The sequence below is a fragment of the Chitinophaga pollutisoli genome, from assembly GCF_038396755.1.
Lineage (GTDB): Bacteria > Bacteroidota > Bacteroidia > Chitinophagales > Chitinophagaceae > Chitinophaga > Chitinophaga pollutisoli.
Map to the genome: position 1 here is coordinate 893,736 of NZ_CP149822.1, position 23,828 is coordinate 917,563.

The following is a 23,828-nucleotide window of genomic DNA, read 5'->3' on the forward strand; positions in this document are numbered from 1 at the left end:
CTGGCCGACATTTATATAGCAACCACGTAAAAAACTGATAAGCATTGAAAATCGCCCAATATTCCAGCAAAAACAGGATGCTGGTGGCAGTAGACTGTATTATTTTCGGATTCGACGGAACGGAGCTGAAGCTGCTGCTGATCAAGCGGGGCTTTGAACCGGAGAAGGGCCGCTGGAGCCTGATGGGAGGATTGATGAAACGCGACGAGACCATCGATCATGCCGCCAGCCGTGTGCTGAAAGAGCTCACCGGGCTCGAAAACGTGTACATGGAACAGTTGTGCACTTTCGGGGAAATTGAGCGCGACCCGGTAGACCGTACCCTTTCCGTGCTTTACAGCAGCCTGATCGACATTAACCGCTACACGCAGCAGATCAACCAGGATTACCATGCCGAATGGTTCCCGCTCAAAAAACTTCCTTCCCTTATTTTCGACCACCGCGATATGGTGACCCTGGCGCAGCAGAAGCTCCGCTACAAAGCCGCCTTCCACCCCATCGTGTTCGAACTGTTACCGGAGAAATTCACCCTCCCCCAGCTCCAGCACCTCTACGAAGGCATCTTCGACACCCTGATGGATAAAAGGAATTTCTCCCGGAAGGTATTGTCCACCGGCCTGCTCATCAAACAAAAAGACAAAGAAAAAGCCACCTCGAAACGAGGGGCTTTCTATTACAAACTCGATAAAAGGAAGTATCAGACCAAGTTCAACGCTTTCCTCAATTTCATTCCCAACCCGGACGCCATCCGTTAAAGCGGGTAAAACCGCCAATTCGTCCTGAAATCCTTTGCCGGCAAGCGGTCCATGAGGATGGCGCGTACCATTTCCACCGGCATCGCGTTTTCCCGGATAATGGCGTCGTGGAAATCGCGGATATTCATTTTCCCGCTGTCCACCAATTCCTTCTTTAACGCTTCAAACTGCAGGCCGCCGATCATATAAGCGATCTGGTACAGCGGCCCGTACCCGCCGGTAAACGAGCGGCGTACTTCCCCTTCCGCATTGGCGCGTTCATGATTAACACGCTCAACCAGGAAATCGATGCACTGCTGCGGCGTCCATTTGTGAGTGTGGTAGCTGAGGGAAAAGATGATGCGGGCGCACCGGTGCATCCGCCAGAACAGCATACCCACGCGGTCTTCCGCCGACCGGGGAAATCCTTTATCCCATAGCAATCTTTCCCAGTACAACGCCCAGCCTTCCGTCCAGAACGGCGTATCGAAATGGCGGTAAGCCTTGTAGCGGTCGTTCATGAATTGCTGCAAACCATGCCCGGCCAGCAGCTCGTGGTGCACCACGGCGCGGGCGTAATGGGGATTGTTGCCCCGGATCGACATCATCTTGTCGTCGTGGTTCATCGTATTTGTCGGAAAAGCGATCAGCAATTCTTCGCCGCCGAGGAAAAACGGCGCTACCAGTTGCCTTTCGGGCGACAGCATATTCATCCGCCAGGTTTCCTCCGCCAGCGGCGGCAACGAAATCAGCTGGTGTTGCTTCAGGAAAGCGACGGATTGGTTGTAAAGCTCCAGCATGGCCTCCGGCTGGGAACCCGGCTCCACAGAAGTGCCTTTCACCTTTTCCATGGCGCCTTTCCAGTTATCGCCGAAACCCATGTCGCGGGAGGCTTTCAGCATCTCCTTTTCGCACCAGGCGAATTCGCGGTTGGCGATTTCGATCAGTTCGTCGGGAGCATACGGGATCATTTCGTGTAGCAGCAAATCACGGATGGCGGCGTCGCCGATCGGGTTGCCGATGATGCCGGAGCCATCGTCCTGCTGCGAGGGATTGCGTTTTGCGATTTGCTGAAAAGTGTGGGCATAGCTGTTCAGCAGCGAGTCGAGCTGCCGGTAGGGCGCGGGCATCCACCAGGAAAACTGCGGGTCGAATCCCGCGTAGAAATCGTAAGTGCTTTTGACGGCATGCTGCAGGCCCCGGGCGATGCCGGCGCCGCGTTGGGCGAGTTGGGGTGCAAGCGATGTGTCGTTCGCAAGCAGGGCCAGTTGGGAACGGAGGTCCTTCCCTGCCTGGTTCCACGCCGCGGCGAGGGCGCGCGCATCAGGCGTGAGGCCCCTGCGCCTGCGGGCTTCGGCGGCATATAGCGAATCCGCGAAAGGGAAGTAACGCTTCACGTCATCGAATTCCTTCTTTTCCTGTGCCAGCGCCTGCCGCTCCTGCAGCAGGTTGCGGCGAAAGAGCACATAATCCGCCCGCGTGCCCACGGGCAGGCGTTCCCAGTCGAGGGCGGAAAGCCGCTGCAGGTAATCGGCCTGCAGCTTTTCGAGCCGCTGGCGACGCTCCGGGGAATTGCGCACGGCATAAAAGCGTTGCATGCTACCGCGGTCGGCATCGTACTGCACCATGATATTATTGACTTCGCTGGTTTGTGCGTAGAGATCGGTATCAGGCCGTTGCGCGGAGGCGGTGACCGCAATGGTTAGCAGGCAGCAGGTAAAGAAATGTTTCATAAGGGGAAGCAGGATGGAGGTAAAAAAAGCGCTCCCCGGGAATGGAGAGCGCCAGACTATGGTATGATGTGCGGGATTAGTGCACGTTCAGTTGCTTGGAATCGCTCTTCTTTTCCACGCCGATCACACCCGTGGTACCACCGCCCTTCAGCGTCAGTTCTACCGGTGCGTTCGTTTTCCAGGAACCGCGGGTGAAGTCGGGGATATCCACGCTGTTGGAGCGTTTGGACAGCGACTTCTCGCTCAGCGGGAAGATGCAGCTCCACGAAGCGGCGTCGTAAACGTCCTGATCCAGGGCCAGCCCGTTGCGGAGGCAATCGATCAGGCGCCAGTCCATCATGAAGTCCATACCCCCGTGGCCGCCGATCTGCTTGGCCATTTCTCCGATCTTTTGAACGATCTCGGGCGTGTATTGGTCGTAGAGTTTTTTCAGTTCTTCTTCTTTGATCCAGCTGTGGCCGAAAGCGATGCGCTCGGGGCTGGGCCATTTGCTGGCTACGCCTTTGGTGCCGCTCACGAGGTGGATGCGGGAGTAAGGGCGCGGGGAAGTCACATCATGCTGCAGCATCAGGGTTTTGCCTTTGGCGGTTTTGATGGTGGTGGTGCTCATCTGGCCGCGGTAGTTCTTGCCTACGAATTCGTTATAGAACGGATCGGTGGCGGCAAGTTCCTTCGCCATGTTGCCCATCATGAAATCGTTGCTGGACATGGATACGAGGTAATCCATTTTGTCGCCGCGGTTGATGTTCATGCATTGTGCGATGGGCCCGAGGCCGTGTGTCGGGTAGAGGTTACCGTTGTGGGCGATATTCTCGCGGAGGCGCCACATGTTCTGGTAGCCATTTTTGGAGAAGTTAAGATCGCGGAGGTCGTGGATGTACGCGCCTTCGGCGTGTACTACTTCACCGAAGAGGCCCTGGCGCGCCATGTTGAGGGTCAGCAGCTCGAAGAAGTCGTAGCAGCAGTTCTCCAGCATCATGCAATGCTTTTTGGTACGCTCGGAGGTTTCCACGAGTTTCCAGCAGTCTTCCAGCGTTAATGCGATGGGCACTTCGGAAGCGGCGTGGGCGCCGTGCTCCATGGCATAGAGGGCCATGGGCGTGTGGAGATCCCAGGGTGAGGTGATATACACGAGATCCAGCTTTTCCTTGTCGATCATTTCCTTCCAGCCGTTTTCGCCGGAATATTCCTTTGCCGCGGGGCGGCCGGATTTGGTAACGATAGCGTTGGATTTTGTGGCGCGTTCGGGCATGAGATCGCAGAGGGCAACGATTTCAACGCCGTCGATATATGACATGCGCTGTACCGCGCCGGGGCCGCGCATACCCTGGCCGATGAAGCCGATGCGCACCTTATCGATCTTCGGAGCGGCATATCCGCTCATATTGAAGCGCTGTCCTTTTTTGGACTGATCCAGGGCGCGTTTCAATTCCGCGTCGGTTGGAACGGCTGCTGTGGATGCGAAAGACGGGATGCCGGTCATCAGTGCGCCGGAACCGATCGCCAGGTGGCGAAGAAAATTTCTCCGATTTGAACTCATAATGAAATAGGTTGAGCTTATTGACAATAAAGAGCCGGTTAAATTAATAAAGATTTCCGCTTTTTTCAGAAAACCTCCATTAACGGTGAAAATTCTGGAAGAAATGCGCCATCGGGTGGATAGGCAGCTGATGGGAATGCCGGGCGGTATTTGCCTCAGATGAGCGACAGGTTGCCGCCGGGCGCCATTTCGTAAGGCTCGTGGCCGGCTTTGAAGATCCTCGCGCTGAGGGGGCCGCGCAGGGCGATCTCCGTACCTTTCACTTCTATCCAGCTGCCTTCGCGCAGGCCCACCACGGGAACGTGCTGCTGCGTATGGAACTCCCGGATGCGGGTTTCCCGGGATTCGCCCATATGGCCGGAATCAGGGAACGGGTCGAGATAGTGGGGATTGAGGTTGAAGGGGACCAGGTTCATCGTCTGGAAGCTGGACGGGTACACGATCGGCATATCATTGGTGGTTTGCATATTGACGCCGCCGATATTGCTGCCGGCGCTCGTGCCCAGGTAAGGCTTCCCTCCTTCCACTTCGGCGGCCAGCAGGTCCATGAGCTTTTGCCCGTGCAGTTGCTTCACGAGGAGAAAGGTATTGCCGCCGCCGGTAAAGTACCCCGCCGCATGGCGGATGGCCACTTCAGGATCTTTGAACGTATGCAGTCCTTTAACCCTGATGCCCCAGTTCCCAAAGGCCACCGCGGCGCGGGCGGTGTATTCGTCATGGGAAATGCCGCCGGGGCGGGCATACGGGATAAATACGATTTCCGGGATGCCGGCGAACAATTCGCGGATGGCCGGCTCCAGGTAAGCAAGGTATTCCTGTCCGAACAAAGTCGATGTACTGGCTAAAATGATCTTTCGCATATCCCGAAAATACGACTCCGGCGCCAAACGGGAAAATCCCGTATGGGCAGTATTGCCTACGCAATAAAGGGCAGGATTCCGTAAATTGCAGGGAACAGCAAACATCAGCCCATGTCAATAACGAACGAACAGGAAATGCAAGGCATGCGGGCGGCCGGAGAAGCGGTGGCCCTCACCCTGAAAGCCATGCGGGAATATGCCCGCCCGGGTATGTCTACCGGTGAGCTGGACGAGTTCGGCAATGCCGTACTGGCCTCTTTCGGAGCGAAGAGCGCGCCGAAGCTCACTTATGGGTTCCCCGGCTGGACCTGCATCTCCGTCAACAACGAAATTGCCCATGGCATACCATCCGACAAACGCATCATGACAGAGGGCGACCTGCTGAACATAGACGTTTCCGCGGAACTGGACGGCTTTTGGGCGGACAACGGCGGTTCGTTCGTGCTCGGGCAAGACATTCACGGCCATCAGAAGCTGGTGGACGCTTCCCGGGAGATTCTCCGCAAAGCGATCGACAGCATCCGCGATGGCGTGAAGATCGCGGAGATCGGCGGGCTGATAGAATTCGAGGCGAAGAAAAGAGGATACCGCGTGATCGAAAACCTCACCGGCCACGGCGTGGGCCGCAGCCTGCATGAAGAGCCGCATTCCATCGCCAATTATTACGATAAGTACAACCGCGCGAGATTCCGCAAGAATGGTGTGGTAGCGATAGAAACATTTATTTCCACCCGGGCCACCTGGGCGTATGAGAATGGCGATGGCTGGACGTTGCAGACCAAAGACGGCAGCTTCGTGGCGCAACACGAGCATACTCTCATGGTTACCGACGGCGTTCCGGTGCTTTTTACTTCCGGTAATGACATCTGGAATTGAGTAAACGAAGATATTGGTGAGGCGCCCCCGGCCTGTACTGCCCCAAAAAGTTGGACACTTTTGGGGGCACTTCAAGCCGGGGGCGCCTTTTTTATTGCGTTGAAGATTCATCGGCTGAAAATACACAATCGGTTTTCCCAGATCATATCAAAAAACTATCTGATTCCGGCAAAAAACCATCTGGCGCTTTGCAAACGTTTGCATACATTCGGAAGACATTTCACCGCGTTATGAAAACATCCCTGCGGCATACGGTTTCGCACCTGCCCTGAACGTTCCGTCATCTTCCCGTCTGCATGACCTTTTTCTTTTCATCACCCAAAATTCCACTTATGCGAAAATGTTACCTATGGCTGCTTTGCCTGCAAATCCTATGGACGGGCGCTTCGGCCATCGACCGCAACGTGTCTGATATGACGGGGCTCAACAGCGCCATCGCGGCCGCCCAGCCCGGCGACCGCATCATCCTGCAAAACGGCACCTGGAACAATGCCGCCATTACGTTCAGTTCCTCCGGCACCGAAGCCGCACCCATCCAGCTGCGCGCCCAAACACCCGGAGGCGTCACCTTCACCGGCAATTCCACCCTCAACGTCACCGGCGCGTATCTCGTGGTGCATGGCTTCAAATGGACCAACGGCACCGTTACCGGCAACGTGGTCACCATTCGCGGGAGTTACAACCGCATCACCCAGTGCGCCATCATCAACTTCAATTCCGGCTCCAAATGGATGGTGCTCGATGGCCTCCGCGCCCGCCTCGATCACTGCCATTTCGAAGTCAAAAACACCGTAGACCCCACGCTGCAGATAGAAGTGCGGGATCAGACGGCCGATTATCACATAGTGGAATACAACCACTTTTCCCGACGCCCGCCGTTGGGCGTTAATGGCGGCGAAACGGTGCGGGTAGGGTATTCCGGACAGATGGACAACATCTCGCGGACACTCTTCCAATACAACCTGTTCCGCGAATGCGACGGCGAAAACGAGATCATTTCCAACAAAAGCGCCGAAAACCTGTACCGCTACAATACTTTCCGGCGTTCGGAGGGGCAATTCTGCTTCCGCCACGGCGACCGCAACATCCTGTACGCCAATTGGTTCCTCGGCGAAGGAAAAGCGAAAACGGGCGGCGTCCGCGTGATCGGTTCGCAGAATTACATCATCAACAACTTCTTTTACGGCCTAGACGCGGCCAATTCCACCGGCGATGCCGTGATTATCCTGCAAAAAGGGCAGACTTACGCCTCGGGGGAAGTACGCTTCAACCCGCAGATCAACGGTTGCGTGATCGCTTACAATACCATCGGCGAATATACCAGCGGGCGCGCCATCGATCTCAACAACGGGTCGCGGCCTTTGTCGCCAATGGGCGTGGTGGTCGCCAATAATATCGCCGTGGATGCGAACCAGTCGCTGGTCGCCAATAACCTCACCGGTTCCGAAACCTGGATGGGCAACATCTTTTCCGGCACCCTCGGCATTACCAACCCCGGCGGCATTACGATGGCCAATCCGCAGTTGGAATCGGCCGGGAGCTGGCGGATCGGGGCTGCCAGTCCCGCCATCGATGCCGGTGTTGGCGGATGGGGCTCGCTGCTCAATATCTCCGGCCTGCCGGCAGACGTGAATGTTTCCCTGGACATCGACGGGCAAACGCGCAGCAGTTCGAAAGACGTTGGCGCGGATGAGCGCACTTCCGGAGCCGTAGTGAACCATCCACTCGATTCGATGGACGTAGGCCCGGCCTGGCTGGGCGGCCCTCCCGATCCGGATGCCCCTCCCGCCCTGGCGAATCTCGCACTCCAAAAACAGTAACGGCCAGCAGCGCGCCCCAGCCCGAGAATCCGGCAGCGGATGCGGTAGACGGGGATGTGAACACCCGCTGGTCAGCCAGTGTTTATCCGCAGTGGCTCGAAGTCGATCTTGGCGCCGTTTACGACATTTCAAAAACGGAAGTGGTGTGCCTGAACGACAGGGCCTACCAGTTCACCCTCCAATCCAAAACCACATCCGGCGGCAGTTTCACGCAGATCGTGAACCGTTCGGCCAATACCAAGGGTGGTTCCGCGGCATCGCCCATAACGGACAACTTCGGTCCGGTAGCGGCAAGGTATGTCCGCATCACGGTAACCGGCGCTGCGGATTATACCGGCACCTGGGCCAGTATCGCGGAATTGCGCGTGTTCGGAGAAAGTACGCCCCTCGTGCTGATGGCCCGGAAGCTGCCGGAGGAGAAAACTGCGGAGGCAGGGTTGCAAGTGTATCCGAATCCTGTAACCGCCGGCGCTTCCACGATAAGGTACACACTCCCGGAAGCGGCGCAGGTGCAGATTTCGGTATTTAACATGAACGGGCAAACGCAAAACATCCTCAACGCCCGGCAGGACGCGGGCGAGCATACCCTTCGCTGGCCGCAATCGCCCCAGCCCGCGGGCGTGTACATCCTCCGAATGAAAGCGGGAAGGATGGAAAAGCAGGTCAGGCTGGTAGTGGCGCGATAGTCAACGGGTTACAACAAATCAAGCGGGGCACGGTGAAAATACCGGCCCCGTTTTTTATCTTGACTCAAATTCCCCCTTCCCATGACCCTCACGCAAAGAATCGCTTCTATCGATATCACGCGCGCACTCACGATGACGCTCATGATCTTCGTCAACGACCTCTGGACCCTCCATGACATTCCCGGCTGGCTGGGGCATACGCAGCCGCAGGAAGACGGGATGGGCCTGGCGGACACCGTTTTTCCCGCGTTCCTCTTCATCGTAGGCATGAGCCTGCCTTATGCCGTGGCCAACCGCATCCGGAAGGGAGATAATACCTGGGCGCTGCTGCGGCATGCGCTCGAGCGGGGGGTTGCGCTGCTTGTGATGGGCGTGGTGCTGGTGAACGGCGAAAACCTGAACGAAAGCGCCACGGGGCTTTCGCGCGGGGTGTGGAACGTGATCGCCTGCACGTCGTTTATCCTCATCTGGAATCAATACCCTGAAAACTGGCCGAATGTCAGGAAATATGTGCTCAAAGCGCTGGGCATCGCCGGGTTGCTGTTGCTGGTGTATGTATGCCGGGGCGGCGACGGCTCCCAGGGATTCTCCAAACACTGGTGGGGCATCCTGGGGCTGATCGGCTGGTCGTATCTCGTGGCTTCGGTGGCGTATATCCTCGGGCAGGGCAAATTTGCGGTGTTGCTGGGAGCCTGGGCGGTGTGCATGGCATTGAATATCGCGGCGCATGGGGGGCTTATTCCCGGCGGGCATTGGCTGCGCGCCTGGCTCGGCCCGGTGGGTGATGGCGGATTGGCGGCCCTGGTGCTGGGAGGCGCCATCACGTCCATGATTTTCCGGCGTTTCTCGGCCGGAACACGCTCCGTTTCCGTTATTGGATGGTTAACATTGATAGCAGCGGGGCTCGTGGCCGCGGGAATCCTTACACGGCCGTACTGGGGGATTTCGAAAGTGATGGTAACGCCCAGCTGGGTATTCATTTGCAGTGGCATTACGATCGCGGTGTTTGCGCTGGTGTACTGGATCGCCGATTTGCTGGGAAAGGCAGATGTATTCCGCGTTATCCGGCCGGCGGGCACCGACACGCTGCTGTGTTACCTCCTGCCGTATTACGCCTATGCGTTGATGGGAATGCTGTCGATCCCGATGATGTTCCCGCTGGGCGGCGGCGCCGGCTTGCTGAAATCGCTGGCCTTTGCACTGATTATCGTACAGATAACGGGATGGATCAGCAGAAGGGGAATCCGGTTGAAACTGTAAATTTGTAGTATGATAACCATAGCGAATGAAATACTGGCCGTGCAGATCAGTCCTAAAGGCGCTGAGCTGCAGGGCATCCAACGGAAAGATAACCAACTCGAATACCTCTGGAGCGGCGACGCCGCCTTTTGGGGAAAGAAGAGCCCGGTCCTGTTTCCCATCGTGGGCGGACTGAAAAACAACCAATACCGGTTTGAAGGGAAGACATATGAACTGGGGCGCCATGGCTTCGCGCGCGACAGGGAATTTGAGCTGGCGGAGCAAACGCCCAACTCGGCGACTTTCGTTTTGACGGATGACGCGGAAACCTTGCAGCGTTATCCGTTCCCGTTTACGCTGGGCATCCGGTATGAGGTGCGCGACGCTACGCTGTCGGTAAAGTACACGGTGCAGAACACGGGCGACCGTTCCATGTATTTTTCTGTCGGCGCGCATCCAGCTTTCAGGGTACCGCTGGCGGAGGGGACGGAATATTCCGATTACCATTTATATTTCAACAACACAGAAAACGCCGGTTTATGGCCCCTTTCGCCGGAAGGGCAAATTCAGGAAGAGCCCGTGGCGTTTTTCGACAATACGCAGGAGCTGCCGCTGACAAAGGAATTGTTTTATAAAGACGCCCTGGTTTTCAAGCACCTCGCCTCCAATTCCATTTCCGTTCGCAGCGGAAAAACGCCCCATGGGCTTGAGCTCCGCTTTCCGGGGTTCCCGTATATGGGGATCTGGGCGGCGAAGGATGCGAACTTCGTTTGCATTGAGCCCTGGTGCGGGATCGCGGACGCCGTGAACGCCAGCGGGGAATTGCGGGAGAAGGAAGGCATTATCGAACTGGCGCCCGAAGGAATCTTCCAGCGGGAGTGGTCCGCTATTTTTTTCTAAGCAATCAAACGTAGCCATTAACATTTCCGCCGGGGGCCCTCCCCGGCGGAAATACCTGTTTTCCCCCTGAAACCCATTCGTTTGTTCAAAGGCGTTATAACATGTATTAACATTTTAACCCAACACATTTTCCTTAATTTGATTCGTTAATGCATTGTTAATCAAATTTACCTGTAACCCAATGTCTATTTTCGATTACCCCCGGATCAATTTCAAAGGCCTGGTTTCCATCAACGTAGGCACCGCCAACAACGACGACTATTCCGGTGAGCAGTTTGCCGGCGGCCCCTATAACGGGATGCCCGTCCGGCTTGCAGACTCCGCCAATGTACAGCCCATGCTGTATGGAATGGACGACGATACCTGGGTCAAATGGGCCGTCACGCCCCTGTCCGTCTACAATCCGCCAGCGCCCTCGGCGGTCAAATCCTCCCCCAGGCGTTTCGAAGGCAAGCCCGCCGTCGTGGAAAACACGGCCAATTCCACCATCATCCCCGGCGAATGGAATTATTACGGCGATATGGGCCTTGACATGATCAACGTAAACGTTACAGGCGTGAACGACCCAGGAAACGTCATCCCTTCGTCGCTCATGAGCACCATCAGATCGAGCCAGCTATCCTACCTCAACCGGCCTGGGCCTAATGGGCGCAGCACGGGCATGGTAATCGACATCAACCCCGAAGACCCTACCAACACACAGGTTTTCACCGACGCCCTCAGCCTCATGTCGGGCGACAACGTGGTGTTCTCCGGCAAACCCTCCAAAGCCATGACCCGCTGGATCAACTTCACCCGTAATGGCGCATTGACCGGCCCCAACGGCGCGGCGGCCATGTTCCAGTGCGTGCTGCCGCTGAACGTATTGCAAGGGCAAAGCATCCTCCAGGGCATGCCTTCGGCGTCTCCGGACGGCCGTCCGCTCGCCGGCATCGTGTGCCGCTATACCATCTACCGACCGCTGCAAAAAATCAATGTATTCAAATACAACCCGCAGCAGTGGATCAACGAGATGCTGCAGCTCTATGCCACGCAGGGCATCAACCCCGACTTCCTGGAACTGCAGGGCACCATCGCCCCCTGGTTCCAGGGCGACGCCATTTCCCAAACCACCGGCCGCTACCTGGAGCCTGTCCCCTTCCCTTTCCCAACGGGCTGGAAAGGCAATACCATGGGCAGTTCCACCATGAGCCTCCCGCCGGTCATCCTTCAGTACAACAAACAAAACCGGCAAATATCGATCGATCTGTCGCCGGTGCTCCCCGACCTCTACCAGGGCGCGCCGGACTACGACCCGCTGGTTACAGGCAACGATCCCAAATACAACCTCGGCACCATCACCCTCGCCGTGGCCTTCGATCCTACGCAGGGCCTCGATGCGGCGCTCCCCATCGGCCAGATCAATTACATGGATATGGCCACCAATGACGCCAACGGCTGGATCTTCGATTTCACCTGGAATGCCTTTATCGACGCCGCGCTGAACGACGGTTACAAATTTTACCTCTACTGCGGTGGCAGTCAGGGCATCAATCAGGCCATCCATATCGAGAAGCCGTTATTCCTCTTTTCGGAAACATCCGGCGTGTACGCGGAGCAGGATACCTCCACACCCCTCGCCACCACCAACCGTTTCCGCGATTACGGGGTGGACACTGTGCCAATATCCTTTACAGGATATAAAGACGGCCAGCCGATGACCAATAACGGCGGCTATACGTTCGATCTCTGGTATTACGATACCACGCCCAATCAGGCTACCGGTCCGGCCACGCTGCTGATGCACGGCTACAACCTCGGCGATCCCATAACGCTGCCGGTATACAACAACGGGAATGTGCTCATCACCTGCACCCCGCACGACAGTCCCCCGCCTGCCAATTACGGGCAGTTCAACCCGCTGACGGGCTCCATCATTAATGTGCGGGTACTGCCCAACAACGAGGACTTTTCCCGGTATTACAAAGACCCTTCTTCGCCGCAACCCACCGGTAACGATCTGCTGACTTTCGATGTGGTGTACGAAAAGGTGCTGCGCAATTATTACCTGCTGTACCCAGCCATGAGCAGGGTGGTGAAGCTGAACGATCCTTCCATCTGGCAAGACCCCGTTATGGCCCGCGCGCTGCTCGACCGGATCAGCCTGCCCGCCTGGAATACGGCTGTGGCCATGCCCCGCACCCGCGACCTGTCGGAATCCCGGCGCAAATTGCTCACCGCGTTTTGTCTCAAAATCATCAATCCCTAAAAAATTCATCCATGAAATACCTGATCTCCGGCCTGCTGCTATGCACCGGCCTCTTTGCCGCCGCACAGGCGCCATATACCATCACGCTGCAAAAAGCGGCTTCCCAGCCCGCGCCCGCACTGCAATCCTACGCTATCGCCGTACAAAACGGGCTTTGGCTGCTGGTAGGCGGCAGAACCAACGGATTCCACGGCACTTCCGGCTCCGGGTCCACCTTCCCAACTTCCAACTCCAACCAAAACATCTGGGTGATAGACCCCGTCAACAACAGATCCTGGAAAGGGAATATCCCCGCCGCGCTGCAATACCAGCTCAGTTCCACCAACATGGCCTTTTACCAGGACGGCAACATCCTGTATTGCATCGGCGGCTACGGAGCCGGTTGCCCCGGCGACAGCTGTTACCAGACCTTCCCACAGATAACGGCCATCTACGTGGATAAAACCATTGCCGCTGTGCAGAACGGTTATGCCACGGACAATTCCATCAAAACCACGCAAGACAGCCGCATGGCCGTAACCGGCGGATATTTCACCAAGCTCAACAACTGGTTCCATCTCGTGATGGGGCAGAATTACAACGGGAAATATTCGGGCGGGGTTACCGGAAAATATACCGAGCAGATTGCGCGATTCACGCTCAGCACGCTCAATGGCGCGCCCGTTATTTCCAATTACCAGGTTATTACCACGCCCTTGCAGTATAACGGCGCCAACCAGTTTCACCGCCGCGATTATCCATCGGTAAAGATGGTGATGCCCGCCAACCGGAACGTTGGCGTGGGCGTGTTCGGCGGGGTGTTCAACAACCAGGGCGGGCCATTCGTGAACCCGGTATATTTCGAGGACATGGGTTTCAATACACTGGCTTCGATCGATACCAGCTTCAAACAACGGTATTGCCTCTACGACTGCGCGTCGGTCTCCGCGTTCAATTCCGCGACCAGCGAAGCGTATGTGTCATTTATCGGCGGCATCACCGACTGGACGATCGACGAGAACGGCAACGAGATTCCGGGCAATGCGTCCAACTTCATGCCCTGGTTCAACCGCGTTTCCACGCTTGTGAGAACATATAACACCATCAAAGAATACCCGCAGAAGAACAGTACGCTGCCGGGTTACATCGGCGGCAACGCGGCTTTTATCATCCACCCGAAAATTGCCGTCATGTCTAAAACGGAAGATGTGATCGATTACGCAAAACTGCCTTCCGGAAATACCCTCATCGGCTGGATGTATGGCGGGATCGAAGCCACAGCCCCCCAGAGCAACGGCTTCAACCCTACGAATGCGAGCAGTACGATTTATGAAGTGTGGTTACAGAAGTAATGACAGGACTTACGCATCCATCCGGATCCTTACATAACAAAAAACAGACAGCCACTATGACGGGCTGTCTGTTTTTTTAATTAAAACGTATGTGGCTTTCAGATTGAATGCCGGGTATCAACATTTCAGCGTCTTCTTTTTCTTCGCTCCGCCCGGCCGCCCGCGCGACGCGGCGATGTAAGCTTCCGCCGCGGGCACCTTGCAGGCCGTATCCCCCATATCCACCTTCACCACGCCGATCTTGCGTGCAGCCGCCACCGCGGCATCGTGCGCGGCATCCACATAAGTTCCCGCACTGATAACGAAACCATTCATTACATACCGCACGCGGTCGTGCATCCCATGGATTTCTTTCTCAATGCGCTTGAGCAATTGCAGCACTTTGGGCACGTCGATCCGTTCGTCGGGCAGCAGGGACAGGAGCCCCGCGAGCGTGGCCCATCCGCTGACGGCAACAGCCGGCGAAGGATCATCGATCCATTCCAGCGCAATGTGCCAGGCATCCGGATGTTCGGCGGCTACCCAGGCCACGGAGTATTCGCTGATGGCGAGGGCATTAGGCGTTTCGGCCCATTTGCGGAGCGCCGCGGCGGTCATGAGGGCGCCGTTGGCGGCGAGGCCGGCGAGGTATTGCGCGTCGTAATGGCCTGTATCGTAAAGCGCCAGGGCGAGCGCCTGGTCTTTGCGGATTTGTTTAAGGATCACCTTCAGGTCGGAGACTTTCACGCCGGTAATGGGTTCCCGGGCGCCGTGGTTCATGAGCGTCTTCTTCGTTTGAGCGGTACCGGCGGCAGCGATGGCCGCCATGGTTTCGGCGAGTGTCATGACGGAGGATTTTAATCTTCTATCAATATTCCCATTTTCCCCATTTGATAATCACGCATGGCTTCGAGCACCTCCGTTTCGGTGTTCATGACAAACGGCCCGTTCGCCGCGATCTTCTCCCCGATCGGCTCGCCCGAAGCGATGAACAGGCGGGTATCTTCCTCGGCGGTAATGCCAATCCCCTTCCCGTCTTCCCGGAAAACCAGGCAATGATACCCGGTGTAGACGCTGGCCCCGGTGATTTTCACCTCGCCGTCGAGCAGGTACACGAAGGCATGATGGGTTTCAGGCAATGGAATGTAGAAATGCCCGCCTTTGCGGAAATGCGCGGTGAATGTATTGACCGGCGTAAGGGTGGGTACAGGCCCTTTCACACCGAGCAATTCACCGGCGACCACGGAAATGTTCACCAGCCCGTCTTCGCTCTTCACCGCCGGCGTATCCGAAGCATGTAAAGGAAAGTAGGACGGTTGCGCCATTTTGCGGTTGGCGGGGGAATTCACCCATATCTGTATCATTTCCTGCTCGCCGCCGGTTTCGTGGATATCGTCGGGCGGGCGCTCGCTGTGCACGATGCCCATACCCGCATGCATCCATTGCGTGCCGCCTGCGCGGACCACCGAGTTGTTCCCCCGGCTGTCGCGGTGATGGACGCCGCCTTTGAAAATAAACGTCACCGGCGAAAAGCCCCGGTGCGGGTGCGGCCCCACGCCCGCCTGGCGCGGCGGGAGGTAGTCGGGAACGCGCACGTCGATGTGATGAAGGAGCAGGAATGGATCGATCCGGTCGGCATGAACGGAAGGAAACGGCTGCCTGACGGGCATATCGCCCATATCTTTCTGGTCTGCGTACAACACATGTTGCACACTGCGGTATTGCTGCATGATGAGATGGGGCTATTCGGGCAGTTTATCTGCATTCATGTAATAGGTCAGGGCGCCGGAAGGGCATGCTTTCACCTGTAAAACGATGGCGGCGGTATCGGCGCCGTCGATTTTGATCCAGGGCCTTTCTTTCGGCTGGAACACCGAAGGCAGGCCGCGCGCGCAGATACCCGTATGGCGGCAGATGCGTGGTTGCCAGACAACCGTTACCTCGCCATTGGTATATTCATGTTTCATGTCCATAACAAAACGATTTAGGATTCGCGCAATTGCCGCTTGAAGGATTTGAAATCTTCGCGCAGTGCGATGAACAGGCGGTCGAAGGTGTCCATATCATCCTGCAGCTTGTTGTGCAGCATCTGGAGCTGCGCATCGTCGCCCTCGGCTTCAGACATCATTTTGTCGCCCCTGATCACCTGTTGCAGGAGGTCGTTCACTACTTCCTTCTGGCGGATGAGGGCATTCTGGAAATGCTCCACTTTGGCGGCGTTATCGTTCCCGATCTGACCGCTGGCCAGTTCGCCGAGCTCGTCGCGCAGGGATTTGATTTCTTTTTCGTTCAGCAGCAGATCTTTCTTCCATTCCTGGTGTTGGTGATGGAGTTTGTCGTAGTTAGTCAAGGGCATATTTCAAAGATTAATTGTGTGTTCAGACATTGATACCATGTGCCAGGAGCTTTTTCCACTCCGGGTTTTTCCGGATGAAGGTGGCCACATACGGGCAGAGGGGCACCATCTTCTGGCCGCGTTCTTCGATGATGGCCAAAACGCGCTCCACCAGTGCGGCGGCGATGCCTTTGCCTTCGAGCTCGGGCGCCACTTCGGTATGGGTCAGGAAGATGCGGTTGCCGCCTTCCATGTACTCGATTTTAGCCAGGTGCCCGTCGACCCGCGTTTCGAACTGTTTGGCATTTACATTCTCCTTGATCTCGAGCAGTTTTGCTTCCATGTGTTCGGATTTGGGTGGTAAACGAATAAAGACAGGTGCGGGAAAAATAGCCAGACACGGATGGCTAGAACCATGCCATCCCAATACAACACAAAGGTAGGCAATTGGTTGGCTCTGAAGTCAAATCAAGAGAAACATGCATATATGAAATGCGCTTTTTCGATGTAGGGATGATGGTTTACATTTGCCGCATGCAAAAAACGTTAAGCGAGCGCGACCTGGCTGTGATATGGCACCCTTACACCCAGATGCAGACAGCTCCCGCCCCGGTGGGGATCGTTGGCGGAGCGGGCGCGGTGCTGACAGACGAGCAGGGCCGTGAGCACATCGATGCCACATCGTCGTGGTGGGTAAACATCCATGGCCATGCCCATCCGTATATCACGCGGCGGCTGACGGAGCAGGCGGCTGTTTTGCACCATTCCATTTTCGCGGGATATACGCATGAACCGGCCGTTGCCCTGGCTGAGCGGCTGTTGCCCGTGTTGCCCGGCTCCCAGGCCCGGGTTTTCTACTCCGACAATGGTTCCACGGCCGTGGAAGTGGCGTTGAAAATGACGATCCAATACTGGCAGAATAAAGGCCTCCCCGCCGGAGGCTCCTCGCCTTCCACAACGCCTACCACGGCGATACGTTCGGCGCCATGAGCGTTTCCGGGCGCAGCGTGTTCACCCGCGCGTTCGACGATTACCTTTTTGAAGTCACATTTCTCGATTTGCCCAACCCGGATAACCTCCCCGCTCTCCTGGCGCAAATCGACGCCCTGGGAGAATCCACCGCCGCCTTCATTTTCGAACCGCTGGTTCAGGGCGCGGGCGGCATGGCCATGTACGACGCCCCTTCGCTGGACGCACTGCTGGCGCATTGCCGTTCCAAAAGCATCCTGCTGATCGCAGACGAGATCATGACGGGCTTCGGGCGCACGGGCGCCAATTTCGCGATGGACCAGCTCGCGACCGCGCCGGATATGATCACGCTTTCCAAGGGCTTGACCGGCGGCACGATGGCCATGGGCATCACCACCTGCACGGCGGAGATCTACGAAGCCTTTCTCAGCACCGACAAGCTGAAAACGCTCTTCCACGGCCACTCTTTCACCGCCAACCCACTCACCTGCGCGGTGGCGCTGGCCAGCCTGGAGCTTTTCCTGGAGCCTTCCTGCGCCGAAAACCGCCGCAGGATCGCGGCGCAACATCGGCAATTCGCGGAGGAGCTGCGGGCAAGGAAAGAAGTGAGAAACGTCCGCCAGGCGGGAACGATCCTGGCTTTCGAAATCAGTACCGGGGAGGCAGACGGCTATACCAACGACCTGGCCGATTTCCTGCATGCCTTTTTCCGGGAAAGGCGCGTGATGCTGCGCCCCCTCGGCAACACGCTCTACATCCTTCCCCCATATTGCATTACAAACGAACAGCTGGCAGTCATATACACCAGTATCCTCGACATGCTGACGGCTTGCGGCCACCGGCAGGCATAAAAAAGCCCCCGGGATTCCGGAGGCCTTCATGCGTTTGCTGTGTTGACGTGTTGTAACTAGAACTTCATGGGAACGGAAATCTTCGTGTCGTCCCATTCCATCTGGAGCGCGCCTTTCGGGAAGGAATACGTCAGTTTTTCAACGGAGGAGGCCGTTTTCTGGCGCGGAACCTTTACTTCGGCTACGTTCTTGTCTTTGTTCTTTTCGTACTCGGAAGAGCCCATCTGACCGGCAACACCATTGAGGATTACGGTGAAATCGCTTTGCGAGGGAATGATGAACAGGGCGTAAGTGCCTGCTTTCACTTTCTTGCCGCCAAACGTCACATCTTTCTTAAAGGTAATATCGGTTGACTTGTTCGCACCGGCACGCCATACTTTGTCGTAAGGCACCAGGGCGCCGAAGATCGCACGGTCCCTTTTGGAGGGTTGGCTGTAGGAAATCTCTACATTGTCTCCCTTAGCGGAAACCAACGGGCTTTTCGGAGGATCCTGCGCCAGCACGGCCGTGGCGGAGAACAGAAGGGCGAGGCCCATTAACATGCTTTTCATAAAAATAGGATTTGATGAGTTGAAGATGAAAATTACGCCGGAAAACCCACAAAAACCAAACCGTTCAACATAAATAATCTCAGGGCCTCTCCGCAAGTGCTTTCAGATGGTTGAGCCCGTCTTCCATCGTAGCGCCAAACATCCTGTCCATCATGAAACCGCGCAGCTTCCACCAGGGCGCCATGCCCACGTGCGCTTCGAAGCGCCAGAGGATGGCCGTGCCCAGGCTGTCGGCCGTGGGTTTGAGATCGAAATGCGCCGTAATGTGCTTCATATCCGGATGGGTCATAATGTACGTCACGCTTTTGCCGGGCACCACTTCGGTGATTTTTACGCGGCCAGGCTCATGTTTACCCTCCACCGGCCAGGTGAACATGGCGCCTTCGCCCGCGGTAACAGGACCGTAATTTACGGTCGCGCCTGGTTTGAGGCTGTATTCCGGGTGCCAGGGGTTCCATTCCTTCCAGGTTTTGAGGTCGGAAAGATAGCCGAACACCTTGTCTGCCGGTGCTTCGATGGCGCCGGAGCGCTCCAGGAGCGCGGTCGACGGGAAAGCCAGCGACAGCAGGAAAATCAGCGCGCCCAGGATGCCCACGGAAATAAAGAAAAATTTAATCAATCTCATATCAGGTCAGGATTACGGTTGTAAAACATTTATTCCCAGCGGAAAACCTTCACGGCCACCGCGTATACCACAACGCCCCATATCGTTAGAACAAGTAACTGCGGCCCGAGGTTCCAGAGATGCAGCCCTTCGAACGCGATTTTCCGCAGCGCATCGTTGAGGTAAGTCAGCGGCATGATCTTGCAGATGGGCTGCAGCCACGCAGGAAATACATCCACCGAAAAGAAAGTTCCCGCCAGCAGAAACTGCGGCAGGGTAACGATATTGGCCATGGGCGGAATGGTGCTTTCCGTTTTGGCGATGCCGCTCACCACAAATCCGAAGCCCATGAATACGATAAGCCCGAAGAGGCAAAGGATCAGCATTTCGAGGAAGGTCACAAAACCGTTTACCAACGTGAAGCCAAAAGCGAAATACCCCAGCCCGATGATCACAATGGAACCGAACGACTGGAACAGCAAACGGCTCAGCGCCTCGCCCAGGATGATGTACATGCGATGGATGGGTGTGGCGAAGAAACGCTTCAGTACCAGCGTTTGCCGCAGGCTGAAGAAGAGGAACGCCGTACCAAACACCGCGGCGCTCAGCAGCGAGAAGCCCAACTGTCCGGGAAGGATGAAATCGATCGGGCGGTATTCGCGGCCGGGCACGGTTTCTTCCTTCACTTCCGCCACTGAAGGACGGGGATAGGCAACATCATCGGCCGCATTGATCCCTGTTTTCAGGATGCCGAGGAGTGTGGCCTTTTCGTCGGGGTTCGTGGCCGTGGAGGATTTGACGAATATTTTGTAGCGCAGCGGGGGATTCTGCGGCAGGTCTTTCCCCTGGATGCGAACGATGGCGGTGAGGCGGCCTTTGCGGAGGTCGTCTTCCATTTCGGCCTGCGTTTCGTTCGTGACGAGTTGCAGTTTGGGGGTAGATGCAAGTTGCCGGTAAATGATGGAGGCCGTATCCGATTGCGCATCGATCCCTACCCTGACGGTTCCGCTTCTGCCACCGATAAATCCGAACACCAAAATGAAGACCAGCGGGAAAGCCAGGCTGAACACCACTGCCGAGGGGCTCCGGAACATCGCCCGGATACTCGCTTTCGTAATTGCCCACATTGCCTTTCGCTGGTTGTATGCTGACGCCATGCTATTTTTCTTTAACAAGGGGCAAAACTAGCAAACAACGGTCAATTATCCCCTGAAATATATCAGCAGGCTGTAACGCCCGCCTGATGGGCTGTAACCCACCAATAACGCCCGGTTAACAATTTTGAAAAGGCCCGGGCGCGCAGCTTTTGTTAAGTTGCAGGCATATTGAAAATGTGAGTATTTACGTATCCATCAACCAATAATGCCCTAAAATCATATTGTATGGCAGAGAAGAAAGTTCAGGCCGCCGCTGAATCAGCCAATCCGGCCGTAGAAAAAATGTGCAGTACCTACGACCAGATCCTGGAGAACCTCCAGGACTTTGATCCCTTCAGCGCATCGCAGATCATTTGTAACGTCATCAACGAGCACATCAAGCGGCTAAGCAATGTGATCCGCCACCACAACGAAATAGCGGAATCAGCGGAAAAATCCATGGAAGCCCTGGCCGACGGGCTGCGCCGCCTCCGCATGCAAGCCCAGAAGATTGTCGACGAAAACCACAACAACGTGATCCGCCTCACGCCCGAAGAGCGCGACCCCGTGTACGCCGGCGAAGGCTGATCCGTTCCGCAAAATATAACCGCCAACTGATGCCGGTGATTCAGGCTGCAATTTTTACACGCCGGCAGATGCCGGTCCGGCCATAAGGCAATGCCTTCCCGCACCGGGGCCGGGGTACTCCTTACCGGGTATAATCACCCAACGGTATGGATTCCCCGCCCCGGGGACCGGTCCCTTTATCTGACTGGCTCCAGCCGCACATATTGCACCACCGGGTCCATGTCTTTCGTCAACACATTGAATTTCCCCACCAACACGATATTGTCCAGCCATTTGATCACGTCAGGCCCCCACTTCTCCGGCTGGTATTCATATTCCAACACAAGCCCTTTCGGAGAGCTGGTGTAATATTCCAATCCGTTCGTTGTGAACGCCGCCATCAGGTCCGTATTGCAGGCGATCATTTTTTTCCGTCCGGCGAAACCTGCGGCAGGCCGATCGTTCTGGTCAGTTCCCCCGTTTGCTCGTTCAGCAGCTGCACATCAAAATATTCATACCCGTTCTTCCAAACCACAAACCGTTTCAGTTGCGGCAAGTATCCCTGGTACACCCATTCTTCAAAATCCTCACCGTCAGAAGTGGTATTTCCCAGGCTCTTTTCCGTTCCGTTATCAAGTTTGAAGATCAGCTTACCACCTTCCCGGCGCACTTTCTCCGCCTGCCGAGCAATATTCCTCGCTTCGGCCGTATCCGGCCTGAATTCCGGCGCGCTTGCAAAAAGCTCCTCCGTGGAAGGCACCACGCGGTACAACTGTAATCCAATCGTCAGCGTGTCCGGCAATCCGTATTCCGATTTCGCAAAAGTATCCCTGCCTGCGGCGGCCGGCGCATCCGCAACCGTGCTGTCGGCAGGGGAAGCGTTAAGCGTTGCATCCTGGGTGCTTTGCGTGGCGGCAGACTGGCAGGCCATCCATCCGAAAATCAACATGGCTGGCAAGAACAATTTCATACGGTTCATAAGGGTTGTTTTAAAGAAGATGCCGCCCCATTTTCCGGAGCGGCATCGCAATATCATTATTTTTTTCCTGCCGGGTTACTGGATCAACATTTCGAAAGGCATCCTTGCCTGCGCTTCGCCCTGCATGTTCCGCACTTTTTTAAGTTGCTCGAATATCCGGTAATCTTCGCCCAGCTCCTCTTTCACGAAGCTGGCCTTCACTTCTTTGCCGAAGCTTTTCATGAGCTTTTCCAGCGTGTTTTGCGGGCGGGGGAAAGTGGTCAGTTCGACTTCGGGGATATTAGCCATGCGCGCCGCGCAGTCGATCGCATCCTGGACACCGCCGAGGCGGTCCACCAGCCCGAGCTCCAATGCCTGGCGGCCCGTCCAGACACGGCCCTGGGAAATGCTGTCCACCACATCCGGCCCCAGCTTGCGGCCTTCCACCACACGCGCTTTGAATGTCGCGTAAATGGTGTCCACCCCTCGTTGTATGAGTAATTTTTCTTTATCGGTGAGTGGACGGTCCACGGATCCGGCATCCGCGTACTCGCCGGTTTTCACCCCGTCGAAAGTTATGCCGAGCTTATTGTTGAAGAAGCCTTTCATATTGGGGAGCACCGTAAACACGCCGATGGAACCGGTGAGGGTGTTGTGTTCGGCGAAGATGCTGTCGGCCATGCATGAAATGTAATACCCGCCCGAAGCCGCGTAGTCGCCCATAGACACGATCATCGGTTTGGATTTGCGGGCCAGCGTCAGTTCGCGCCAGATGCTTTCCGAAGCCAGGGCGCTGCCGCCGGGGGAATTCACGCGGAATACGATGGCGCGGATGTCTTTGTCCTGCCGCGCTTCACGGATCATTTTCACAAAATCGTCGCTGGCAATCATATTTTCCCCATCCGCCCCGCTGCGGATCTCGCCATCGGCGTAGATCAACGCTACGTTGCCGCTGTAGCCGTCGTACACGCCATTGGCAACTGCATAACGGTTGAGGGAGATGAAATTCACGGATTCGTCGCCACCGATAGACAAGTTGCGTTTGATTTCGTCCATGATCTGGTCATCATACCGGAGGCCGTCGATCAGTTTGAGGCGCTCGGCGTCGGAGGGCTCGTAAACCAGCGCTTCGTTGGCGTAGCGGTGGAGGGAGGCCGTATCGATTTTGCGGGCTTCTCCAACTTTCACGAGGAAGTCGCCGTACAGTTCGTTGAGGAAAGAAGTGGTCTGTATGCGGTTGGCGTCCGACATTTTGTATTCGCGGAGCGGTTCAGTCGCGGATTTGAACTTGCCGTTGTAGAAAATCTGGGGCTCTATGTCGAGTTTTTCGAGCATGCCTTTCAGATACATCATGGTCATGGAGTAGCCGGTGAAATCGACCATTCCTTTGGGGTGCACGTACACTTTGCTGGCGGCGGAAGCGATGTAGAAAGCGTTTTGCCCGAGGGTTTCCGCGTAAGCGAATACGAACTTCCCGCTTTTGCGAAAATCAGATACTGCGCGGCGAAGCTCTTCGCTGGCGGCGAAGCCGTTGCCGTTACCGTCTGCCTTGATGTAAATACCTTTTACGTCCGTGTCTTCCGCGGCCAGGCGGATGATGCGGGAGGCATCGAAGAGGCCGGGTGCGCTGCCCGCTTCTCCGGCGTAAAGGGCGCGGAAGGGATCGTCGGTCCGCAGTTCGTTGAATTTCTGGCTGAGGTCGAGTACCACCACGGCGTTGGCGCCTACGACCACCTTTTCTCTCGCGCCCATCCGGGCAAAGATCATCAGCATGAAGAAGAACGAGAGGATGGAGAAAACGAAGAGGGCTACAAAGGACGCCAGGAAAAATTTGAGGAAACTGCGCATGAGTATCTGGTTATTGGACGGAAATCTATATTAATTTTCTCAAAAATACGGAATATGGGTACT

General features: G+C 56.2%; 25 protein-coding genes. 11 read left to right on the forward strand and 14 right to left on the reverse strand.

Features of this window, described 5'->3' with window-relative positions; translation table 11 throughout:
* Positions 1 to 44: 44 nt before the first annotated feature.
* Positions 45 to 755 carry an NrtR DNA-binding winged helix domain-containing protein gene (locus tag WJU16_RS03865; RefSeq protein WP_341837008.1) on the forward strand — a complete coding sequence of 237 codons (711 nt, stop codon included), beginning with the start codon at positions 45 to 47 and terminating at the stop codon, positions 753 to 755.
* On the opposite strand, the gene WJU16_RS03870 is transcribed toward WJU16_RS03865, so the two are convergent.
* The 3 genes from WJU16_RS03870 to pepE all read right to left on the reverse strand — a co-directional run bounded on the left by WJU16_RS03870 (position 752) and on the right by pepE (position 4,867).
* Positions 752 to 2,467, reverse strand: a complete 1,716-nt coding sequence (locus WJU16_RS03870) for a DUF885 family protein (RefSeq protein WP_341837009.1) — start codon at positions 2,465 to 2,467, stop codon at positions 752 to 754. The genes WJU16_RS03865 and WJU16_RS03870 overlap by 4 nt on opposite strands.
* 76 nt (positions 2,468 to 2,543) lie before the next feature.
* A complete protein-coding gene (locus WJU16_RS03875) occupies positions 2,544 to 4,007 on the reverse strand; it encodes a Gfo/Idh/MocA family oxidoreductase (RefSeq protein WP_341837010.1) in 1,464 nt (487 codons plus the stop codon).
* Positions 4,008 to 4,162: 155 nt separating this feature from the next.
* Positions 4,163 to 4,867 (reverse strand): dipeptidase PepE, encoded by a 705-nt coding sequence (gene pepE / locus WJU16_RS03880; RefSeq protein WP_341837011.1) that lies wholly within the window; start codon positions 4,865 to 4,867, stop codon positions 4,163 to 4,165.
* Positions 4,868 to 4,978: 111 nt separating this feature from the next.
* Between pepE and map the strand changes: the two genes are divergently transcribed.
* From map to WJU16_RS03915, 7 genes are all read left to right on the forward strand, one after another.
* Positions 4,979 to 5,743, forward strand: a complete 765-nt coding sequence (gene map, locus WJU16_RS03885; protein WP_341837012.1) for a type I methionyl aminopeptidase — start codon at positions 4,979 to 4,981, stop codon at positions 5,741 to 5,743.
* A gap of 332 nt (positions 5,744 to 6,075) precedes the next feature.
* Entirely contained in the window at positions 6,076 to 7,563 is a 1,488-nt protein-coding gene (locus WJU16_RS03890; protein ID WP_341837013.1) for a polysaccharide lyase 6 family protein, read from the forward strand.
* The gene (locus tag WJU16_RS03895) at positions 7,494 to 8,249 is read left to right on the forward strand and encodes a discoidin domain-containing protein (RefSeq protein WP_404980336.1); all 756 of its coding nucleotides are present in this window, start codon (positions 7,494 to 7,496) and stop codon (positions 8,247 to 8,249) included. Before WJU16_RS03890 ends, WJU16_RS03895 begins: the two co-directional genes overlap by 70 nt.
* Positions 8,250 to 8,330: 81 nt before the next feature.
* Positions 8,331 to 9,509: a heparan-alpha-glucosaminide N-acetyltransferase domain-containing protein gene (locus WJU16_RS03900; protein ID WP_341837015.1), complete on the forward strand. Its 1,179-nt coding sequence runs from the start codon at positions 8,331 to 8,333 to the stop codon at positions 9,507 to 9,509.
* A gap of 9 nt (positions 9,510 to 9,518) precedes the next feature.
* A complete protein-coding gene (locus WJU16_RS03905) occupies positions 9,519 to 10,388 on the forward strand; it encodes an aldose 1-epimerase family protein (RefSeq protein ID WP_341837016.1) in 870 nt (289 codons plus the stop codon).
* Between the two features lie 181 nt (positions 10,389 to 10,569).
* Positions 10,570 to 12,636, forward strand: coding sequence for a hypothetical protein (locus WJU16_RS03910; protein WP_341837017.1), 2,067 nt, complete (start codon positions 10,570 to 10,572; stop codon positions 12,634 to 12,636).
* Between the two features lie 11 nt (positions 12,637 to 12,647).
* Entirely contained in the window at positions 12,648 to 13,967 is a 1,320-nt protein-coding gene (locus WJU16_RS03915) for a hypothetical protein (protein ID WP_341837018.1), read from the forward strand.
* A 117-nt stretch (positions 13,968 to 14,084) separates the two neighbouring features.
* Here WJU16_RS03915 and WJU16_RS03920 read toward each other — a convergent pair whose 3' ends face one another.
* The 5 genes from WJU16_RS03920 to WJU16_RS03940 are packed head-to-tail and all read right to left on the reverse strand — an operon-like array spanning position 14,085 to position 16,624.
* Positions 14,085 to 14,792, reverse strand: a complete 708-nt coding sequence (locus WJU16_RS03920; RefSeq protein WP_341837019.1) for a DNA alkylation repair protein — start codon at positions 14,790 to 14,792, stop codon at positions 14,085 to 14,087.
* A gap of 11 nt (positions 14,793 to 14,803) precedes the next feature.
* Entirely contained in the window at positions 14,804 to 15,676 is an 873-nt protein-coding gene (locus WJU16_RS03925) for a pirin family protein (RefSeq protein WP_341837020.1), read from the reverse strand.
* A 12-nt stretch (positions 15,677 to 15,688) separates the two neighbouring features.
* The gene (locus WJU16_RS03930) at positions 15,689 to 15,919 is read right to left on the reverse strand and encodes a (4Fe-4S)-binding protein (protein WP_341837021.1); all 231 of its coding nucleotides are present in this window, start codon (positions 15,917 to 15,919) and stop codon (positions 15,689 to 15,691) included.
* An 11-nt stretch (positions 15,920 to 15,930) separates the two neighbouring features.
* Positions 15,931 to 16,302 carry a hypothetical protein gene (locus WJU16_RS03935; protein ID WP_341837022.1) on the reverse strand — a complete coding sequence of 124 codons (372 nt, stop codon included), beginning with the start codon at positions 16,300 to 16,302 and terminating at the stop codon, positions 15,931 to 15,933.
* A 22-nt stretch (positions 16,303 to 16,324) separates the two neighbouring features.
* Positions 16,325 to 16,624 carry a GNAT family N-acetyltransferase gene (locus WJU16_RS03940; RefSeq protein ID WP_341837023.1) on the reverse strand — a complete coding sequence of 100 codons (300 nt, stop codon included), beginning with the start codon at positions 16,622 to 16,624 and terminating at the stop codon, positions 16,325 to 16,327.
* A gap of 191 nt (positions 16,625 to 16,815) precedes the next feature.
* On the opposite strand from WJU16_RS03940, the gene WJU16_RS03945 reads away from it, so the two are divergent.
* Together WJU16_RS03945 and WJU16_RS03950 are read left to right on the forward strand one after the other, a co-directional pair.
* Positions 16,816 to 17,271 (forward strand): aminotransferase class III-fold pyridoxal phosphate-dependent enzyme, encoded by a 456-nt coding sequence (locus WJU16_RS03945; RefSeq protein WP_341837024.1) that lies wholly within the window; start codon positions 16,816 to 16,818, stop codon positions 17,269 to 17,271.
* Positions 17,268 to 18,101: an aminotransferase class III-fold pyridoxal phosphate-dependent enzyme gene (locus WJU16_RS03950; protein ID WP_341837025.1), complete on the forward strand. Its 834-nt coding sequence runs from the start codon at positions 17,268 to 17,270 to the stop codon at positions 18,099 to 18,101. Before WJU16_RS03945 ends, WJU16_RS03950 begins: the two co-directional genes overlap by 4 nt.
* Positions 18,102 to 18,157: 56 nt before the next feature.
* On the opposite strand, the gene WJU16_RS03955 is transcribed toward WJU16_RS03950, so the two are convergent.
* The 3 genes from WJU16_RS03955 to WJU16_RS03965 all read right to left on the reverse strand — a co-directional run bounded on the left by WJU16_RS03955 (position 18,158) and on the right by WJU16_RS03965 (position 20,383).
* Positions 18,158 to 18,652, reverse strand: a complete 495-nt coding sequence (locus tag WJU16_RS03955) for a DUF2911 domain-containing protein (protein ID WP_341837026.1) — start codon at positions 18,650 to 18,652, stop codon at positions 18,158 to 18,160.
* 79 nt (positions 18,653 to 18,731) lie between these two features.
* Complete coding sequence (locus WJU16_RS03960) at positions 18,732 to 19,277, reverse strand: SRPBCC family protein (protein ID WP_341837027.1); 546 nt, start codon at positions 19,275 to 19,277, stop codon at positions 18,732 to 18,734.
* A gap of 29 nt (positions 19,278 to 19,306) precedes the next feature.
* On the reverse strand, positions 19,307 to 20,383 hold the full coding sequence (locus WJU16_RS03965) for an ABC transporter permease (RefSeq protein WP_341837028.1): 1,077 nt from the start codon (positions 20,381 to 20,383) through the stop codon (positions 19,307 to 19,309).
* Between the two features lie 255 nt (positions 20,384 to 20,638).
* Between WJU16_RS03965 and WJU16_RS03970 the strand changes: the two genes are divergently transcribed.
* Positions 20,639 to 20,980, forward strand: a complete 342-nt coding sequence (locus WJU16_RS03970; protein ID WP_341837029.1) for a hypothetical protein — start codon at positions 20,639 to 20,641, stop codon at positions 20,978 to 20,980.
* 176 nt (positions 20,981 to 21,156) lie between these two features.
* Here WJU16_RS03970 and WJU16_RS03975 read toward each other — a convergent pair whose 3' ends face one another.
* From WJU16_RS03975 to sppA, 3 genes are all read right to left on the reverse strand, one after another.
* Positions 21,157 to 21,384 (reverse strand): hypothetical protein, encoded by a 228-nt coding sequence (locus WJU16_RS03975; protein WP_341837030.1) that lies wholly within the window; start codon positions 21,382 to 21,384, stop codon positions 21,157 to 21,159.
* Positions 21,381 to 21,938 carry a hypothetical protein gene (locus tag WJU16_RS03980; RefSeq protein WP_341837031.1) on the reverse strand — a complete coding sequence of 186 codons (558 nt, stop codon included), beginning with the start codon at positions 21,936 to 21,938 and terminating at the stop codon, positions 21,381 to 21,383. The genes WJU16_RS03975 and WJU16_RS03980 overlap by 4 nt, the downstream gene beginning before the upstream one ends.
* Positions 21,939 to 22,013: 75 nt before the next feature.
* Complete coding sequence (sppA, locus tag WJU16_RS03985; RefSeq protein WP_341837032.1) at positions 22,014 to 23,765, reverse strand: signal peptide peptidase SppA; 1,752 nt, start codon at positions 23,763 to 23,765, stop codon at positions 22,014 to 22,016.
* Positions 23,766 to 23,828: the final 63 nt, after the last annotated feature.

Excerpts from the sequence above, each read along its gene's own strand:
- WJU16_RS03870 (WP_341837009.1), bottom strand. The coding sequence starts at position 2,467 with ATGAAACATTTCTTTACCTGCTGCCTGCTAACCATTGCGGTCACCGCC.
- WJU16_RS03875 (WP_341837010.1), bottom strand. The coding sequence starts at position 4,007 with ATGAGTTCAAATCGGAGAAATTTTCTTCGCCACCTGGCGATCGGTTCC.
- pepE (WP_341837011.1), bottom strand. The coding sequence starts at position 4,867 with ATGCGAAAGATCATTTTAGCCAGTACATCGACTTTGTTCGGACAGGAA.
- map (WP_341837012.1), top strand. The coding sequence starts at position 4,979 with ATGTCAATAACGAACGAACAGGAAATGCAAGGCATGCGGGCGGCCGGA.
- WJU16_RS03890 (WP_341837013.1), top strand. The coding sequence starts at position 6,076 with ATGCGAAAATGTTACCTATGGCTGCTTTGCCTGCAAATCCTATGGACG.
- WJU16_RS03900 (WP_341837015.1), top strand. The coding sequence starts at position 8,331 with ATGACCCTCACGCAAAGAATCGCTTCTATCGATATCACGCGCGCACTC.
- WJU16_RS03905 (WP_341837016.1), top strand. The coding sequence starts at position 9,519 with ATGATAACCATAGCGAATGAAATACTGGCCGTGCAGATCAGTCCTAAA.
- WJU16_RS03910 (WP_341837017.1), top strand. The coding sequence starts at position 10,570 with ATGTCTATTTTCGATTACCCCCGGATCAATTTCAAAGGCCTGGTTTCC.
- WJU16_RS03915 (WP_341837018.1), top strand. The coding sequence starts at position 12,648 with ATGAAATACCTGATCTCCGGCCTGCTGCTATGCACCGGCCTCTTTGCC.
- WJU16_RS03920 (WP_341837019.1), bottom strand. The coding sequence starts at position 14,792 with ATGACACTCGCCGAAACCATGGCGGCCATCGCTGCCGCCGGTACCGCT.
- WJU16_RS03925 (WP_341837020.1), bottom strand. The coding sequence starts at position 15,676 with ATGCAGCAATACCGCAGTGTGCAACATGTGTTGTACGCAGACCAGAAA.
- WJU16_RS03930 (WP_341837021.1), bottom strand. The coding sequence starts at position 15,919 with ATGGACATGAAACATGAATATACCAATGGCGAGGTAACGGTTGTCTGG.
- WJU16_RS03935 (WP_341837022.1), bottom strand. The coding sequence starts at position 16,302 with ATGCCCTTGACTAACTACGACAAACTCCATCACCAACACCAGGAATGG.
- WJU16_RS03940 (WP_341837023.1), bottom strand. The coding sequence starts at position 16,624 with ATGGAAGCAAAACTGCTCGAGATCAAGGAGAATGTAAATGCCAAACAG.
- WJU16_RS03945 (WP_341837024.1), top strand. The coding sequence starts at position 16,816 with ATGCAAAAAACGTTAAGCGAGCGCGACCTGGCTGTGATATGGCACCCT.
- WJU16_RS03950 (WP_341837025.1), top strand. The coding sequence starts at position 17,268 with ATGAGCGTTTCCGGGCGCAGCGTGTTCACCCGCGCGTTCGACGATTAC.
- WJU16_RS03955 (WP_341837026.1), bottom strand. The coding sequence starts at position 18,652 with ATGAAAAGCATGTTAATGGGCCTCGCCCTTCTGTTCTCCGCCACGGCC.
- WJU16_RS03960 (WP_341837027.1), bottom strand. The coding sequence starts at position 19,277 with ATGAGATTGATTAAATTTTTCTTTATTTCCGTGGGCATCCTGGGCGCG.
- WJU16_RS03965 (WP_341837028.1), bottom strand. The coding sequence starts at position 20,383 with ATGTGGGCAATTACGAAAGCGAGTATCCGGGCGATGTTCCGGAGCCCC.
- WJU16_RS03970 (WP_341837029.1), top strand. The coding sequence starts at position 20,639 with ATGGCAGAGAAGAAAGTTCAGGCCGCCGCTGAATCAGCCAATCCGGCC.
- WJU16_RS03975 (WP_341837030.1), bottom strand. The coding sequence starts at position 21,384 with ATGATCGCCTGCAATACGGACCTGATGGCGGCGTTCACAACGAACGGA.
- WJU16_RS03980 (WP_341837031.1), bottom strand. The coding sequence starts at position 21,938 with ATGAACCGTATGAAATTGTTCTTGCCAGCCATGTTGATTTTCGGATGG.
- sppA (WP_341837032.1), bottom strand. The coding sequence starts at position 23,765 with ATGCGCAGTTTCCTCAAATTTTTCCTGGCGTCCTTTGTAGCCCTCTTC.